Below are 16799 nucleotides of genomic sequence, written 5' to 3'. Positions count from 1 at the left end.
GGCACTCCCGCCGGGGCCGGCTCCGTTGGAAGAAGCGGGCGCCGAACGCATAAACTGACTGCCGCACACAGTTTATGCACGACTGGCCGGTCCGCCGCTTATCTTCGTTACGTTTCGACAGATGAATGCCGCGTAGGGACCGTGCCCGAAGATACTGCAGTAGCAACGAGATACCGCAGTAGTAACCAGAGGAGAAAATTTCACCATGGCACGCACAGCCTCCCTGTCAGGATTCCCCGAGTGGCTTCCCGAGGAGCGGCTGGTGGAACTCCATGTGCTGGACACGCTGCGCCGGACGTTCGAGCTCCATGGTTTCTCCTCGATCGAGACCCGCGCCGTGGAAACAGTGGGCCAGTTGCTGCGCAAGGGCGAAATCGACAAAGAGGTCTACGGGCTGAGCCGGCTCCAGGAAGAGGAGGCGGACACGGTGCCCCGCACCGACCCGCATGCCCTTGCACTGCACTTCGACCTCACCGTGCCCTTCGCCCGGTACGTCGTGGAAAACGCCGGCTACCTGGCCTTCCCGTTCCGCCGCTACCAGATCCAGAAGGTCTGGCGCGGCGAACGTCCCCAGGAGGGGCGGGCCCGGGAGTTCACCCAGGCGGACATCGACGTCGTCGGCGACGGCGCGCTGCCGTTCCGCTACGACGTTGAAATCGCGCTCGTGATCGCGGAGGCGCTCAATGCGCTGCCCATCCCCGATTTCCTGCTGCGGATCAACAACCGCAAACTGGCCGAGGGCTTCTACACCGGGATCGGACTCACGGACACCGCGGGCGTTCTGCGCAGCATCGACAAACTCGAGAAGGTCGGGCCCGCGAAGGTGGCCGAGTTGCTCAAGGAGGAACTCGGCGCCACTGACGATCAGGCGCAGGCCGCCCTGAAGCTCGCCAGCATCCGTACCCAGGACACGTCCTTCGTGGAGCAGGTCCGGGCGCTGGGCGTCACCAATGAGCTGCTGGAGGAAGGCCTGAACGAGCTGGAGCAAGTCATTGCGGCGGCCGTCCAGCACGCCCCGGGAAGAGTGGTAGCCGATCTCAGCATCGCCCGCGGCCTGGACTATTACACAGGCACCGTGGTGGAAACCGTGCTGGTGGGGCACGAGCAGCTGGGCTCGATCTGCTCCGGCGGCCGCTACGACGCGCTGGCCAGCAAGGGCAACCGCAAATTCCCCGGCGTCGGCCTCTCCATCGGTGTGACCCGCCTGGTGTCACGGATCCTGAGCCAGGATCTTGCCAAGGCCACGCGCTCCGTGCCCACCGCCGTGCTGGTGACGCTGAACAACGACGACAGCTGGGGGGCGGCACAGGATGTCGCGGCGCAGCTGCGGGGCCGGGGCATCGCCACGGAGGTCGCCGCGAAGGCCGAGAAGTTCGGCAAGCAGATCAAGTTCGCCGACCGGCGCGGCATTCCGTTTGTCTGGTTCACGGACGACGACGGCAAGCACCAGGTCAAGGACATCCGCACGGGCGAGCAGTACGACGCCGACCCGGACGCGTGGATGCCCTCCGAGGAGGACCTGCACGTGCGCGTGACCGCCGCGCGCTAGTTGTTCCCGGGAGTCCTGTTCGCTCGGGGAGTCCTGGTGTTTTCCCGGTTCCTGCGCACCCGCAGGACGAGGAACCGCCCGGCCAACCCGGCGGCCAGTACCCCCGCCATGACCAGCATGGAGGCCGGCGGCAGGGTGACGGCCAGGACCAGGCAGCCGAGGAAGCCCAGCACATTGAGCCAGCGCGGCGCATGCCAGGGCCGTCCGGACAGGGTGAAGGCCGCGGCGTTGGTCACGGCGTAATAGATCAGCACCCCGAAGCTGGAAAATCCGACCACGGTCATCACGTCGGTGCTCAGCAGCAGGACGACGGCGGCGGCGACGGCCAGTTCCGCGACCACCGGGACGGTGTGGGTGCCGCCCAGCCTGGCCAGCGGGGCCGGCAGGTCACGTTCCCGGGCCATCGCCAGGGTGGTCCTGCCGACCCCGGTGATCAGGGCCAGCAGCGCGCCCAGGCAGCCGGCCGCCGCCCCGGCCTGGACGAAGGGAAGGCCGACGCTGAGCTGCGAGACTGCCACCGCGTCCAGCAGCGGCGCCGTCGAACCCGCCAGCTGCTGGGGCGGCAGGTGCCATTGCAGCACAGCGGCCAGGCCGAAGTAGATCACGAAGGCGCCGGCCAGCCCGGCCAGGATGGCCCGCGGGATGGTGCGCGCCGGGTCCTTGACCTCCTCACCCAGGGTGGCGATCCGTGCATAGCCCGCGAAGGCGAAGAACATCAGCCCGGCCGCGGACAGGACGCCCCAGCCGCCGGCGGGCGCGGCAGGGTACGCCGGTGCCGCCGACACCGCGGGGGCGCCCTCCGGGTGCGGGCCCAGCAGCGACGCCACGGCGACGAAGACGAGCGTGGCCAGCACTACGGCGAGCAGGACCCTGGTCAGCAGCGCGGTCCGGGTGATCCCGAGGAGGTTAACCCCGGTGAGAACCACGACGGCGGCGACCGCCAGTGGCGTGGCGTAGGCCGGCGCGACGTAGTGCCCGAACGTCAGCGCCATCGCCGCGCAGGACGCCGTCTTGCCCGTCACAAATCCCCAGCCCGCAATGAAGCCGGGCCACTCGCCCAGCTGCCGGCGCCCATAGACATAGGTACCGCCGCTGGCAGGGTATTTGGCCGCCAGCTGCGCCGACGCGACGGCGTTGCAGTAGGCGATGACGCCGGCGACGGCCACGGCGAGGGTCATCAGCTGCCCGGCCAGGGCGGCGGCGGGGGAGAACACGACGAACACGCCGGCGCCGAGCATGGAACCCAGGCCGATTGCCGTGGAATCAAACACGCCGAGCCGGCGCTGCAGCCGCTGGTGCGGCCGCTGCGGGGCTGGCCCGTCACCGGGCTGGGTTCCGTTGTGCCGGGTTGCCATGGCGGGAGGGGCCTTTCCAACGGGTAAACTCAAACGGGATCGTTCCTGAAGCGATCCTAATGAGTTTTGAACATCGCTTTTTTGAACACGGTTTCTTGAACATCGTTTTCAACGTCACTTTTGATTTTCCGCTGAAAGGAATGCTGTGCTGCGCACACATGACCTCGGATCGCTTCGCTCCGAGCACATTGGACAAACCGTAACCCTCGCCGGCTGGGTCGGCCGGCGTCGTGACCACGGTGGTGTCGCATTCGTTGACCTGCGCGACGCGTCCGGCGTCGCCCAGGTTGTGGTCCGCGAAGAAGAGGTCTTCCACGGCCTGCGCAACGAGTACGTGCTGCAGATTATCGGCACGGTCTCCCAGCGCCCCGCGGGCAACGAGAACCCGGCGCTTCCCACCGGCGAGATCGAGGTCATGGCCGAGAAGGTCACCATCCTCAACACCTCTGATCCGCTGCCGTTCCAGATCGACGAGCACGTTGAGGTGGGCGAGGAAGCGCGCCTGAAGCACCGCTACCTGGACCTGCGCCGCCCCGGCCCCGCCCGCAACCTGCGCCTGCGTTCGGAAGCCAACCGCGTGGCCCGCGAGCTGCTCCACCAGGACGGCTACGTGGAGATCGAAACCCCCACGCTGACCCGTTCGACGCCGGAAGGCGCCCGCGACTTTGTGGTCCCCGCACGCCTCGCGCCCGGTTCCTGGTATGCGCTGCCGCAGTCCCCGCAGCTGTTCAAGCAGCTCCTGCAGGTGGGCGGCTTCGAAAAGTACTACCAGATTGCCCGCTGCTACCGCGATGAGGACTACCGGGCGGACCGCCAGCCGGAATTCACGCAGCTGGACATCGAGGCCAGCTTCGTGGATCAGGACGACATCATCAGCCTGGGCGAGAACATCGTCAAAGCTCTGTGGAAGCTGATCGACGTCGAGATTCCGACGCCGATCCAGCGCATCACTTACCACGACGCCATGGCCCGCTACGGCTCGGACAAGCCGGACCTGCGCTTCGGCCAGGAGCTCACCGAGCTGACCGAATTCTTCAAGGACACCAACTTCGGTGTCTTCAAGGCGCCCTACGTCGGTGCCGTCGTCATGCCCGGCGGCGCCTCCCAGGCCCGCCGAGCCCTCGACGCCTGGCAGGAATGGGCCAAGCAGCGCGGCGCCAAGGGCCTGGCGTACGTCCTGTACAAGGAAGACGGCGAGCTCGCCGGTCCCGTCGCCAAGAACCTCACCGACGCCGAGCGTGCGGGCCTCGCCGACGCCGTCGGTGCCGAGCCCGGTGACTGCATCTTCTTCGCAGCCGGCGAGAAGACCCCGTCCCGTGCGCTTCTCGGCGCTGCCCGTGTGGAGATCGGCCACCGTACCGGCCTCATCAACCCGGCTGACTGGGCCTTCTGCTGGGTCGTGGACGCGCCGATGTTCGAACCGGCCGCCGCGGCGGTTGCCTCCGGCGACGTCGCCGTCGGCGCCGGGCAGTGGACCGCCGTGCACCACGCGTTCACCTCGCCCAAGCCCGAGTTCATGGATTCCTTCGACACGGATCCCGAGTCGGCACTGTCCTACGCCTACGACATCGTCTGCAACGGCAACGAAATCGGCGGCGGCTCGATCCGTATCCACGAGCGCGACGTCCAGGAACGGGTCTTCGAGCTCATGGGCCTGGACAAGGCAGACGCGCAGACCAAGTTCGGCTTCCTCTTGGAGGGCTTCAAGTTCGGCGCCCCTCCGCACGGCGGCATCGCGTTCGGCTGGGACCGGGTTGTTGCCCTGCTGGCTGGCGTGGATTCCATCCGTGACGTCATCGCGTTCCCGAAGTCCGGCGGCGGCTACGACCCCCTGACCCAGGCTCCCGCTCCCATCACGGCGCAGCAGCGCAAGGAAGCCGGCGTCGATTTCAAGCCGGAGGCTGCCAAGAAGAAGCCCGAGGACGGCAAGAACTAAGCCGGCAGCATCAGCATGAGCAGCAGGGGCTCCCCGGGCAACCGGAGAGCCCCTGCTGCTGTCATAACCGGCCGTATTCGTTCCGGATGGAGAGAACCTCGATGGCATTGAACCCGCACCCCGCAACGGACGCCGAATCGAGCCCTGGAGGTAGTCCCGAAGCCAGTCCGGAAACCTACTCCGAAACCGTCCCGGGGCTGGAGGCGCTGATGGATGCCGCGTGGCCGGCCGCGGAACGGGAGGAATCCGGCGGCTGGGTGCTGCGGGCGGCCTCCGGCGTGACGCAACGGGCAAACTCGGTCTGGCCGCGCGATCTTGGTGGTGACGACCCGCACCGGCAGCTCGCCGCACTCCGGGAGGCGCGGCTTTGGTACCGGAAGCGCCGGCTTCCGCTGATCTTCCAGATCTTTGACGGCCGGCGCCTGGCGGCCTTGCAGGCGGTCCTCGATGACGAGGGTTTCACCCGGCAGTCCGAAACCCTGGTTCTGGTCCGTCGGTCTGGGGCAGTGCCTAGGGCAGACTCCAGCGCAGATCCTAGGGCAGACTCCAGCGCAGATCCCAGCGCAGGTTCCGGCGCTGGTGCCGTCGCCAATTCAGGCGACTGGGACCCCGCCGTGGAAATCTCCTCCGAACCGTCGGCGGAGTGGCTGGAGCTGTGGTGGAGCGTCGACGGCCGCGGGGGAGCCGACGAGCTCGCCGTGGCGCGCCGCATCCTGGCCGGGTGCCCGGCCCTTTACGCCCTGGTGCGGGACGACGGCGGTGCGCCCGCCGCCGTCGCGCGGCTCGCTTTGCCGGGCACCGGGCCCGGAGGACCAACCGGACCCTCGTGGGGTGGCCTGTACTGCATGGCCACGCGTCCGGATGCGCGGCGGCTGGGCCATGGCGGCCGGATCATCCGGGCACTGCTGCGTGAGGGCGGGAACCGCGGCGTGACCGGGTACTGGCTTTTGGTGATGGCATCCAACGCCGGTGCCCGGAGCTTGTACGCCCGCGCCGGTTTCCGGGAAGCCGGCCGGTACCTCTACCGGCAGGACAGGCCGAAGCGGCACCTGACCGGCTGCTAGCCGTCCGTCCGGCAGGCGTCACGTTCCCTCTCCGGCGTGCCCAGCCCCGAGGCCGCGCGTCCCGAGGCCACGCCCCCAGAGGCTGCGGAGGCGGATGCGGCCGCGGGCGAACCCCCCGCCGTCCGCCAGGGCCTTGCTGTCCAGCTCCGTCGGGGCGCCGCGAGTGCGCTCGGACCCCGCCGAATACACAATCCTCGAGTGGTACAAATACCGCACCACGAACGCCGCCACGAGCGTCGCGGCCTGCGCCAGGACGGCGTCGATGTTCAGGACGTTCACCGCCAGCATCAGGACCGGAAGCCGGGCCAGGGCCTCCAGATTGTTGAAACAGAACGATTGCCCGAACCGGGTCCGCAAGCCGTTGGCCTTGTGCGGCAGGGTGCCGAAGACAATGTTTTCCTGCATGAGGAAGTTCGAGACAATGGTGACCTCCGCGGCCACGACGGCGGCCGCGACGAAATGCGTTCCGTTGGAGAGCAGGAAGGCCATGATCAAAAGGTTCAGCATGGCCCCGACCGCCCCCACGGCGGCAAACAGAAAGGCCGTTCCGGCGCGCAGCTCGCCCAGCTGCCGGAGGAATCGCAACCCCTGGCCCAGTCCCGCCTTGGACTTCCCGGCGGTCCGCGGCCCGGGCATGAACGGAACCTCGGACACCCTGAGTTGGTGCCGGGCCAGGATTTCCAGCAGGATCTTGAACCCGCTGGGCCGTAGTGCGCTGCACTCAATAGCGGAGCGCCGCAGGCCAAAGAACCCGGTCATGGGATCGGAACAGCCCCGCAGCCGCAAGGGAAACAGTGACAGCGTGATGCGCGTGGCACCGGCAGAGATCACACGACGGGACCAGGTGGCCACGGCGCCGCCGCTGCCCCGGTTCTGGCCGCCGCCACTGCTCCCGCTCGGCCCGCGGCCACTGCAGCCGGCCCCGTAGCGCGAGGCGATCACGATGTCGGCGTCGTTGTCTTCAAGCTCCGCGAGCAGGGCCGGGATGAGTTCCGGCGGATGTTGGAGATCGCCGCTCATCACCATGCAGAACTCGGCGTCGCTGGACCGCATGCCATCCACGACGGCTCCGCTCAGGCCGCCCGCGGGCGCCTCCCGGCGGATCACCCTGATGCGCATTGGTTCCGCCGCTGCGGCGGCGGCAATGACGTCCCGGGTGTTGTCCGCTGAGTCGTCAACGAACACGAGTTCGGCGTCGATGTGGCGGCAGGCCTGGGCGGCCCGGCTGATCAATTGTTGGACGTTGGGCGCCTCGTTGCGCGTGGGGACGATGACTGAAAGTTTCATGACTGCCGTCCTGTTGGTCTGCGTCCTAATTGGACGGAGGATTGGTGACGCGGTGTACGCTCCATTCGCCGAATGTCTGGACTTCCTCGGAATTCTGCAGGGCTGTCTTCACCCGGGTCAGCCCCAGCGAGTCGATGTTGGCCGTGACGGACGGGCCGACGATGATCCAGCGGATTTCGCGCCACCCGCCGGGCCGTTCGATGTCGAACTGCTTGTCGAGGTCCGGCTTCTCGGTGGCGATCATGGTCCAGGCGTTGTTCCACCCACTTGAATTCAGGTCGTGCCACATGGAGTAGGGGGCGAGCACCACCTCGCTGCGTGAGACGTTGTCCTGGACCCAGGTCATGGCGCTGCGCCAGTTGGAGTTGGTCTGGGCGGTCAGGAGGGTCCTGTCCTGTTCAAACCACTGCGGCAGCGACATCAGGAGCAAAGACGCCGACAGTACGGCGACGAAAGCCGCCCGCAGGGGCCGGGTCAGGCCGGGCGTGCGCCGGGCGAGTCTTTCCACGCCGCTCCAGGTGATATCCACGGCCGACCCGCATGCCAGGGCGAGGAACGGGATCACACCGATGATGTACATCGCGGGGAGATAGCCCTGGCCGAGCACCACCGGTGTGGCGAAGGAGGCGATGGCGATGAAGAGGATCCGGGACTGCCGGCGCAGCACGCAGACGACGGCGGCGGCCAGTCCGGCAGCGATGAGGTACTTGTCAAAGTAGAGCCAGCCCGAGAGCAACTCCGCGCGGCTGGAGCCGGCCTCGAAGATGGTGCCGGAGCCGGAACGGTTCAGGAGCTGGTAGGCGAGGGCGTCCTGGAGTGAGACGTGATCGGGACCGGAAAGGAGCTCGTTCCGAAGCAGTGCCGACAGCGGGTAGAAGGCCAGCAGCAGCCCGCCGGCGGTGAGGAAGCCGACCACCGAAAATGACCGGTTGCTCCATTTGGGCCGGTACATCAGGGCGAGCAGCAGGGCGGGGCCGAAGATGGACAGGGTTTCCTTGGAGAGCACGGCGATCGCGAAACAGAGCCCGGCTCCCACGTGGTGCCACAGCGCGTCCCGCGAGGACAACGCAAGGTAGAACGCCAGTAAGAGCCAGGGCACACCGATGTTGTCGAGGTAGATCTGCCGCCCGAGCACAAGGGAGAGCGGGGACAGGATGAAGAGCACAGTGGTCAGGGCCGCGAATGGAATACGCATGGCCAGCCGGCGGGCCACCATGTAGAGCAGCACCGCGCTGGCTACGAAGTACACCGAAATCACGTACCTGGTGGCACCGATGGTGGTGCCGTCGCCGAGCCCGAGCAGATTTGGCAGCCAGTTCAGTGCCGCTATCTGGATCCATCCCAGCGGCGGGTGGTCATACCAGTAGGTGTAGGGGGCCAGGGTCCCCGAGTGCACGGCGAAGGCCTGGGAGGTGTAGGTGCCTTCGTCGTCCTGGTAGCTCGGCGCGCCGTCGAGGTTCCACAGGCTGAGCACGGCCGCGGCGACCATCAGCGCAGCGATGGCCGTCCTGTCCCATAGCGCGAGGTACCTCAGGTTGAACGGGGCGCCGTGCGCCGTGCCGCGGTGTTTGGGCGCGTTTTCGGCCCTTCCGCTCCGCTCGCGAGCCGGCGCCGCGGGTTGATCGGGTTTTAGTTCCGTGGTTGTCATGACTGCCTCCTATGGGGGCCGTTGAAAACGCAAATGGGGTGCTAGTGGCGTGCGGGCTCGGCAGCGCCGGGGAGAAGGTAGGCCAGGTGGGATCCGGAATGATCGGTCTTTTCCCAGGCAAAATCGCGGCGCACGAATTTGAACAAAGCCCGCAGGGCCGCGAACGCCAGGACCATCTGGTACAGGGGAGTGCCGGCAATGAGCCGGAAGTAGTCGTACCAGCTGATGGCGAACTTATGGTCGCGGCCGAATTCATGGAGCATGCAGACATCGAAGGCCACAGTCACGAGCGTGGGTATCAGCGGCAGGAAGGTGACCAGTGTGACCACGAGCGGAAACTTGCCCCAGATCGCCGCGGCGATTGCGATGGGGATGCAGACCCCGGCCAGGGCCATGAAATGCTGCTGCATCAGCGTCCACCAGGCGATGGTCCGCATCCGCCGGGACGGCAGGGCCTTCCAGTCGCCCTTGGCGAAAACCTGCATGAATCCGAGGGACCAGCGGGTGCGCTGCCGGATCAGCCCGGACAGGCTGTCGGGCGTTTCCTCACGCGTGACCAATTGCGGGGAATAGGCCACCACGATCTTGCGGCGGAGCGTGGACAGGCGCACGCCGAGATCGCAGTCCTCGGCGAGGCAGGAGCCGTCCCATCCGCCCACCGCTGTCAGCAGTTCCCGCTTAATGAACACGGTGTTGCCGCCGAGGGGTATGAAGCCCTGCCGGGAATGAGCGTGCAGCCTGGACCGGAACCACGTGAAGTACTCAAGGCAGTTGCGCAGCGAATACCACGTGTCCTTGTAGTTGATCAGCTGTACGGCTCCCTGGACGACGTCGGCGTTCTTGGTGGTGAAGACGCTGTCGATATGGGCCAGCAGTTCTTCCGCGGCGATCGACTCGGCGTCGAAAACCCCGACCACGGTATTGCGGCACAGCGACAGCGCCTTGTTCAGCTGCCGCGGCTTGTTTTTCCTCTCGCTGATATCCACGCTTACCCGGACGAACTCCGGAAACTCCCGGGCGAGCCGGTGCGCGATTTCCACCGTCGCCGTGTCGTCATGCCCGACCGAGATAATGATCTCCTTGCGCGAATGGGTCTGCGCCAGGAGCGCCGCCAAGGTGGCCCGCATGACCTCTTCGCGTTCGTTCCGGCACGGCATGATCAGGGAAAACGAATGCCCCTCCCTCGACTGAAGGCCGGAGTAGGACGTCCGCACCTGCGTCTTGGGGTCCCACCATGCGTAGGTGTTCAGGTAGAGGGTGGACACGGCGATGGCAAAGAGCGCCAAGGCGATAGTGAGGACGAGGGCGCTGGCCAGCAAGGTAGCGGACATGACGGAGCTCCAATGGGGTGGGTGGACGCAGGGGATCTCGGAAACAGGCAGGATCGTCGGCCGGGGTGGGTAGTCAGCCGGACCGCAGGCGGATCCGGGAACGGGCGGGGTGGCTAGTCGGCCGCACCGCAGGCGACGCCGTCGTGGTTGGCGTCGAGCTTTTGCGGATCGACATGCGCTTTGCGCACTGACAGTCCACTCTTGAAGTACGTGCGGACCTCGGAGCAGGTCCAGGAATGTGGCATGGACCCGGGATCATGGCCCGCGTCCTTCATCTCCTTCAGATGCCGGCTCATGCTCGGCGGAATGGCGGGCAGGCACTGTCCGTCGGAGCCGTACTGGGGCAGACATCCGCCCAGGGACAGGCTTGAATCGGACAATACCGCCGCCGGATCAACGGGGCCCCGCTGCTTGAGGCCCGTGGCATTGCCGCCCTCCGGCAAGGAGGCGGCAGCACCCGTTTCCGCCCGGGCCGCCTCAGCGAGGGAGACCTCGGGTGAGTCGCCTGCCGACTGGGACGCCTTGGGCCCCGCGGAAACCGGGGGAATGGGTCCCAGTTTCGGTGTGTTGGCCGGGCCTGTGGCGCCCTTGGCAGCGGCGGTGGTGGCGGATGTGGTGGCGGACGGCCCCGGCCGGGCGCCTGTGGGCGCTCGATCCGGCTCGGCAGCCGCCGGTACTTGGCTCGCGCGCGGAGCGACGTTGACGGCGCTGACGGTGGCGACGGCGGACATCCCGCCCCACACCATGGCCGCGGCGGCTGCCAGGCCCGCCGTCGTCAGGGCGACGACGGCGCGTGCCCCGCGTGCTGCGCTGGCTGTAGTTGCCTTGTGGCGCGTCATGAAACCCACACCCAACGGGCAACACTGGGGATTCCGTCAGCGGACAACACGGTGAGCATGTACGGCCCCGGCGGCACGAGGTTCGGATTATTGGGGATTTGCGCTGTGCGGCCCGCGCCCGTGCCTGCCAACGGAAGGTCGATGACCCGCGCGTTGGTGTCGGTCTGATGCGTCTGGGACATTGGCGGGATGAGCGAGGCGGCCGTGACATCGCCCGTCACACCGATCTGCATGTTCTGCCCGTAGCCAACCTGGCCCGGAGCCGAGGTGATGGCCGGCCGGGGCCCCTTGAACAGGTACGGCGGGCTGTAGACCGAGATCCTGGCTTCGAAAGAATTATCCAGCGGATTGGAGCCCATGACCGCCACGCGGCCGTCCGGCAGGAGAATGGACGTCGAATGGTAGTTGCGGCCCACAGGGTCCGCCGCCACAGTCTTCCAGGAGTTCGCCGACGGCGTGTAGATGGCAGCCGTCTGGATGTTTCCCGAACGGTTCAACTGTGCGCCGTTCGCGGCCAGCACGGAGCGGTCGGGCAGGTTGAGGACATTGACGTACATCTTGCCGGGTCCCGGGAGGTCCGGGCCGGGCACGTAGTGCGGGCTCGGCTGTTTGAGGTCGATGATGTCCACGAGGTTGATGCCGGGCGTATTGCCGTCGGCGTTGCCGCCGCCAACGATCATGAGTTTCTGGTCCTGGACCGGACCAATGAACACAGAGCCGGCCTGGTCCCTGAGATCCTTTTGCCGCAGACCGGGAACGTCCCAGATCTGTGCGGTGCTCCAGTCGTAGATCGACGATCCCGTCCCCGGCAGCCCGTTGCCGAAGGTGTGACCCCCGGAGTAGAACATCCTGCCGTTTTCGAGGAGGAACATGTGCGGGTAGGTGCCCCAGAAGCTCCACGTCTGCGGCACCTGGTTCTGCGGCAGCCACCTCATGGCGGAGGTGTCGAACATCTCCGTCAGTACGGTGCCCTGCGCCTTTTCGTCGAGCCCGCCGGCGGACCAAATATCGCCGTTGCCAAGTTTGGTCAGCGACGGGTACCAGTGGGCCCCGGCCATGTCGGCCAGTTGATGGAAGGTGTCGTCGGCAGGGTCGAAGTAATAGCTCTTCTTGGATCCCTGGAAGGTTGTCGGTCCCACGTTGGCGGCGGGAAAGGCCTGGGTGCCTCCGGCGAGGAGCACTTTCCCGTCCGGCAGGGTCACGTGGCCGGCACAAAACATGTCGTAGGGCACGGGGATGTTCTTAAATTCGTTCGTTGTGGGTGACCAGACCACCGCCCGGAACGAGCCTGCATTGAAGTTCGTCTCGTCGTTGCCCGAACCGGCGATCAGCAGCAGGCGTCCGTCGTGCAGCAGGGTTGAATGCAGCGCCCGCACGGGCATTTGGGCGGAAAGGGTTTCCCAGGATCCGACGGCATCCGGGCCGCCCACAGGGTCCGGCCCCGCGGTGTCGTATTTGGTCAGCGAGTAGTTGGTGGTGGACAAGGTGCCGTTCCCGGCGATGGACACCCCGAGGGAAATCCGGTCGACGCCGGCGGGGATCGACGGCGTCCGTGCCTGGCCCGTCGTCCAGCCGGAAACCGGCGGCAACTCCTTGAGATCGGTCCAGTACTGCCAGCCGTTGGCAGTGTGGCTGAAGACGGTCAGGCCGGACGGACCCGCCGCGGTGGACTTGTAATCGACTTTGAGGTCGTACTGCTCCCCGGGCGTGACGGCGGGTGCGCAGCCCGGCGCGTCCGATTGGATAAGTTTTGCGTCCCCGGATTGATAAGCGGTGACGTTTATGGCAAAGGACCGAGCTCCGGGGGGAGAATTCGTCGGGACGTCATTTGAGAGCGAACTCGCTATTTGCCGGTTTCCCCAGCCGGCCGTCATAAAGCACGACGGTGTAGGAGTTCCCTCTACGAGACTTCCGTTGATTATCAATTCGCTGGTGTTATTTACCGGAGCCTGGATTTCCGTCAGGGAATAGTCGTCGGTTGCCAGCGTTCCGTCAATTCCCAGCGATAGTCCGAAACTAATGAAATCCGTTCCGTCGGGGATCGTGGGTGTAGTAGCTGTGGCGAGGGTCCAGCCTGCTGCCGGTGCCTGCTGCTGGATGTCGCCCCAGTAGCTCCAGCCCTGGGCGGAATGGCGGAACAGGGTGAGCGACGCCGGCGCCGTGGACTTGTACCAGACTTGGATGGTGTAACTCTGGCCCGGGACTACGGCCGGTGCGCATTGGGCAGTTTCCTCTTGGACAAGTTTGCGATCGCCCGCCGTATGGCCCTGGAGAGTGACGGAGACTGCCCTGCCGCCGAGGCGGCCCTCGACGAAGTTCCAGTCGCCTTCCGTTCCCCAGCCGGCCCGCTTGAAGCAAGTGGCGTCCACGGTACCCTCCTCAAGAGATGAGTTCCTCACGAGATTGACGGCGTCGGCCGCCACGGCAACGGCGCCGACGATAAAATTCAAGGGAATAAGAAACGCCAGAATGAGCGCTATTAAGCGTCGGGGGCGTTGTCGGTTATCCACGGCCCGCCGCATCCTGTGCGTTGCGTATTCTGCCGTTGTAAATATGGATTGCGGTGGGAGATGATTCCGGATTTGTCATTCTGGGAATCGGATGGTCAATGTTGCACATTGAATTCCCCATTAGCGATTGATTTCAGTGACAAAGGATGCGTTTGAGTCTATGGGCGGCAAAATGCAAGGGAAACGAGTATGAATTACTCGACTTCGCACGGCGCCGGGCAATGGCGTGTACTCAGGTGGTGGCCGGGGACCCTGGCTAACTACTTGGTCATCCGGTGGAAGCCAAGCTCAGCGCCTTCCGGCAGCCGCGCGCCCGGCCGAAGCCGTCGGGCCCTGAAACGGCAGGGAAACGAAAAAAGATGTGGCAAAAAACCGAAACCGGCGGGCCGGGAACTGCACGGCAGGAACCGCTACTGCGGATCGGTCACCAGAATCCGCACCGAGCACAGCTCCGCGGCGGCCTTCTTCAGGACCGCAGCCCGTGGATCCGGGACGTCCAGAAACGCGAGCCGCGTCAGGCCGGCGTAGCGTTTTAGCACGGGCTCGGCGAGCACCTGGTCCGCCAGTGTCCGGTCGCCGCCCGGCGCCAAATATTCGACCCGGTGTTCTGCGAAGATCCTTCCGGCGTGCTCGGCAACTGCTTCCACAAGGGCGTCGGCCTGGTTGGCTCGCCGCCGGGCAAAGCGCTGCTGGGACCAGCCGCCAGCAGCCGTCCGGGACTGGACGTGGCGCGTGCCGGTCTTGGACGCCAGCACGGAGCCGGCACTGACCACAGCCACCGAATATCCGCCGCGCCGGACCAGTACCGCGCCGATGCTCCGCGGCTGCCCGGCCAGGGAAGCCAGCCGCGAGAGGGCGTCGTGGCCGCTCCCGGGCCGGCCGTCCACGGGCCAGGGCGCCCGGAGGACGGCCACGGCGCCGTCCGCGGCGCGCAGCTGCAGCCCGGCGTCGAGCTCCTCCTCCACGAGGGTGCCGTGGCTCGCGGCGAAGCGGTCCACCCAGCCCGGCAGCCGGTCGCCGGAGACGAAAGCCACTCGGGTCTCGGGATTGGACATGGCAGGCTCTCCGTTGCAGGGGTGGAAGTGATGATGGCAGGGCGGGCAGGAACTAGAAGTAGCCTATCTATGTGGATGATCTCTTTGGCGCAGGGCGGGACGACGCAGACGGAAGCGACGACACCGGCGAAGCTGGCAACCGCGGCGGCGACGATTCCGGCCATTCCCGGGGTCAAACCAGGTCTGGTGCTGGGTCAGCCTCGCCGCGGAGCCCGCTCGCCGTCCGGATGCGGCCGCGCACCCTCGATGACGTGGTGGGCCAGCAGCACCTGCTCGGCCAAGGCTCCCCGCTGCGCCAGCTGGCTGCCGGCTCCGACGCGACCGGCCCCGCCGGGCCGAGCTCGGTGATTCTCTGGGGTCCTCCCGGCACCGGCAAGACCACCCTTGCCCACGTCATTGCCAAGGGCCCCGGCCGGAAATTCGTCGAGCTCTCCGCCATCACCGCCGGCGTCAAGGACGTCCGCCGCGTGATGGATGAGGCGCTGACCGCACGCGACCTCTTTAAGACCACCACGGTCCTCTTCCTCGACGAGATCCACCGCTTCAACAAGGCCCAGCAGGACGCGCTGCTTCCCGGCGTCGAGAACCGCTGGGTGGTGCTGGTGGCGGCCACCACCGAAAACCCGTCGTTCTCCGTCGTGTCCCCGCTGCTGTCCCGCTCGCTGCTGCTGACCCTGAAACCTCTCACTGACGCCGACGTCGAGGGCCTGCTGCAGCGGGCCGTATCGGATGTTCGCGGCCTGAACGGCAAGGCAGAGCTCAGCGCCGACGCGCTGGCGCACCTTGTCCGACTCTCCGGCGGCGACGCCCGCCGGGCACTGACGGCCCTCGAGGCCGCGGCTGGCGTCGCCTTCGGAGACGCGGACGACATCGACGCAGTCGATACCGAGACAGCCGGCGCGGGGACGGCGGAGCCCGTCACGATCCACTTGCGGCACACGGAGCGGGCCCTGGATGTCGCCTCCGTCCGCTACGACCGGGCCGGGGACCAGCATTACGACGTCGCCAGCGCGTTCATCAAGTCGATCCGGGGTTCCGACGTCGACGCCGCCCTGCACTATCTCGCCCGGATGCTGGAAGCCGGTGAGGACGCCCGGTTCGTGGCCCGCCGGATCGTCATCTCCGCGGCCGAGGACGTCGGCATGGCAGATCCGACGGCGCTGCAGACCGCCGTCGCGGCGGCCCAGGCCGTCCAGCTGATCGGCATGCCGGAAGGCCGCATCATCTTGGCTGAAGCCGTGGTGCATCTGGCCACCGCGCCAAAGTCCAACGCCGCCTACATGGGGATCAACCAGGCGATCGCGGACGTCCGCGCCGGGCTTGGAAACGGCATCCCGGCCCACCTCCGCGATGCCCACTACCCGGGTTCAAAACAGCTGGGTCACGGCAAGGGCTACAGATACGCCCACGATGCCCCGCATGCCGTGGCCACCCAGCAGTACCCGCCGGACGACCTCGTCGGGCGGAACTACTACGAGCCCACGGCCAACGGAGCCGAACGCGACATCGCCACCCGGCTCGAGCGGCTCCGGAAGATCATCCGGGGCAAGTGAACGGCCCGTGACCAGCGGCGGATTCCGCCCCGGCACGCAGCGCGGAATCCGCCGTTGACATAGGGGCCAAGAGGTCTAACGTGGAATTACGCCAGCATTGACCTGCTGGCCGTCCGTGCGGCGCAGGGGACAGCGCGGTCACATCGCCGGCTCTCCCTCTCCGGACCCCGGAACGGTAGCCAGCTTCGCTCCATCCCACATCATCCAGCGCGAGCGTCCCCGCCCCGTCCCGTCCCCAGGCAGTGTCCCATGAGTATCAATTTCGTTACAGCCATGGCAGTGAAGTCCTTCGATGTGCCCGACAAGAAGCGGTGCCCGGACAAGGCCGAATTCGATCTCTGCACAGTGAACGACTACTCGGTGGCCCGACTGATCCTGGGCCCGGGCTGGCGGTGGTCGGAGAACACCAGGCCCTACGAGCAGACCGACGTGTGCCTGCACCACCATCTCGGTTTCTGCATATCCGGAGAAATGGAAGTCGAAACGGCCGAAGGGCTGCACTCCACGATCCACGCCAACGACACCTACGCGATACCTCCGGGCCACGACGAATGGGTAGTGGGTCCGAAACCGTTCGTGGCCGTGGAATTCCTGGGTGCGGCGTCCTTCGGGCGCAACGGTGCCCGGGGGGTGCACGCCCGGATCTGACTTCGGTACTGGCTTCGGGCCGCG

12 protein-coding genes are annotated in these 16799 nt (G+C 66.7%); 5 read left to right on the top strand and 7 right to left on the bottom strand.

The annotated features are described in order from the left end of the window. Window positions 1-205 precede the first annotated feature (205 nt). Window positions 206-1549 (top strand): histidine--tRNA ligase, encoded by a 1344-nt coding sequence (gene hisS / locus ACFRJ8_RS03335; RefSeq protein WP_377984732.1) that lies wholly within the window; start codon window positions 206-208, stop codon window positions 1547-1549. On the opposite strand, the gene ACFRJ8_RS03330 is transcribed toward hisS, so the two are convergent. Further along, a complete protein-coding gene (locus tag ACFRJ8_RS03330) occupies window positions 1546-2904 on the bottom strand; it encodes an APC family permease (RefSeq protein ID WP_377984731.1) in 1359 nt (452 codons plus the stop codon). The genes hisS and ACFRJ8_RS03330 overlap by 4 nt on opposite strands. 145 nt (window positions 2905-3049) lie before the next feature. Between ACFRJ8_RS03330 and aspS the strand changes: the two genes are divergently transcribed. Both aspS and ACFRJ8_RS03320 read left to right on the top strand, forming a co-directional pair. Beyond that, a complete protein-coding gene (gene aspS / locus ACFRJ8_RS03325) occupies window positions 3050-4840 on the top strand; it encodes an aspartate--tRNA ligase (protein WP_377984730.1) in 1791 nt (596 codons plus the stop codon). Window positions 4841-4941: 101 nt separating this feature from the next. Then, entirely contained in the window at window positions 4942-5904 is a 963-nt protein-coding gene (locus ACFRJ8_RS03320; RefSeq protein ID WP_377984729.1) for a GNAT family N-acetyltransferase, read from the top strand. An 18-nt stretch (window positions 5905-5922) separates the two neighbouring features. Here the strand turns inward: ACFRJ8_RS03320 and ACFRJ8_RS03315 are convergent, their stop codons facing one another. The 6 genes from ACFRJ8_RS03315 to ACFRJ8_RS03290 all read right to left on the bottom strand — a co-directional run bounded on the left by ACFRJ8_RS03315 (window position 5923) and on the right by ACFRJ8_RS03290 (window position 14574). Further along, the gene (locus tag ACFRJ8_RS03315; RefSeq protein ID WP_377984728.1) at window positions 5923-7191 is read right to left on the bottom strand and encodes a glycosyltransferase; all 1269 of its coding nucleotides are present in this window, start codon (window positions 7189-7191) and stop codon (window positions 5923-5925) included. Between the two features lie 25 nt (window positions 7192-7216). Beyond that, complete coding sequence (locus tag ACFRJ8_RS03310; RefSeq protein WP_377984727.1) at window positions 7217-8839, bottom strand: ArnT family glycosyltransferase; 1623 nt, start codon at window positions 8837-8839, stop codon at window positions 7217-7219. Window positions 8840-8880: 41 nt separating this feature from the next. Next, window positions 8881-10170: a glycosyltransferase gene (locus tag ACFRJ8_RS03305; protein WP_377984726.1), complete on the bottom strand. Its 1290-nt coding sequence runs from the start codon at window positions 10168-10170 to the stop codon at window positions 8881-8883. A 113-nt stretch (window positions 10171-10283) separates the two neighbouring features. Continuing rightward, a complete protein-coding gene (locus ACFRJ8_RS03300) occupies window positions 10284-11009 on the bottom strand; it encodes a hypothetical protein (RefSeq protein WP_377984725.1) in 726 nt (241 codons plus the stop codon). Further along, the gene (locus ACFRJ8_RS03295) at window positions 11006-13459 is read right to left on the bottom strand and encodes a galactose oxidase-like domain-containing protein (RefSeq protein WP_377984724.1); all 2454 of its coding nucleotides are present in this window, start codon (window positions 13457-13459) and stop codon (window positions 11006-11008) included. Before ACFRJ8_RS03295 ends, ACFRJ8_RS03300 begins: the two co-directional genes overlap by 4 nt. 470 nt (window positions 13460-13929) lie before the next feature. Further along, the gene (locus ACFRJ8_RS03290) at window positions 13930-14574 is read right to left on the bottom strand and encodes an acVLRF1 family peptidyl-tRNA hydrolase (RefSeq protein WP_377984723.1); all 645 of its coding nucleotides are present in this window, start codon (window positions 14572-14574) and stop codon (window positions 13930-13932) included. A 71-nt stretch (window positions 14575-14645) separates the two neighbouring features. Between ACFRJ8_RS03290 and ACFRJ8_RS03285 the strand changes: the two genes are divergently transcribed. Both ACFRJ8_RS03285 and ACFRJ8_RS03280 read left to right on the top strand, forming a co-directional pair. Continuing rightward, window positions 14646-16127 carry a replication-associated recombination protein A gene (locus tag ACFRJ8_RS03285; protein WP_377984722.1) on the top strand — a complete coding sequence of 494 codons (1482 nt, stop codon included), beginning with the start codon at window positions 14646-14648 and terminating at the stop codon, window positions 16125-16127. 249 nt (window positions 16128-16376) lie between these two features. Continuing rightward, window positions 16377-16775: a cupin gene (locus ACFRJ8_RS03280; RefSeq protein WP_377984721.1), complete on the top strand. Its 399-nt coding sequence runs from the start codon at window positions 16377-16379 to the stop codon at window positions 16773-16775. The last annotated feature ends 24 nt before the right edge of the window (window positions 16776-16799 follow it).

It is taken from the genome of Arthrobacter sp. NPDC056886, from assembly GCF_042788715.1.
In the GTDB taxonomy this organism is placed as follows: Bacteria; Actinomycetota; Actinomycetes; order Actinomycetales; family Micrococcaceae; genus Arthrobacter.
Note: the sequence above shows the minus strand (reverse complement) of the source record. Positions and strands in the feature narration are given on the sequence as shown.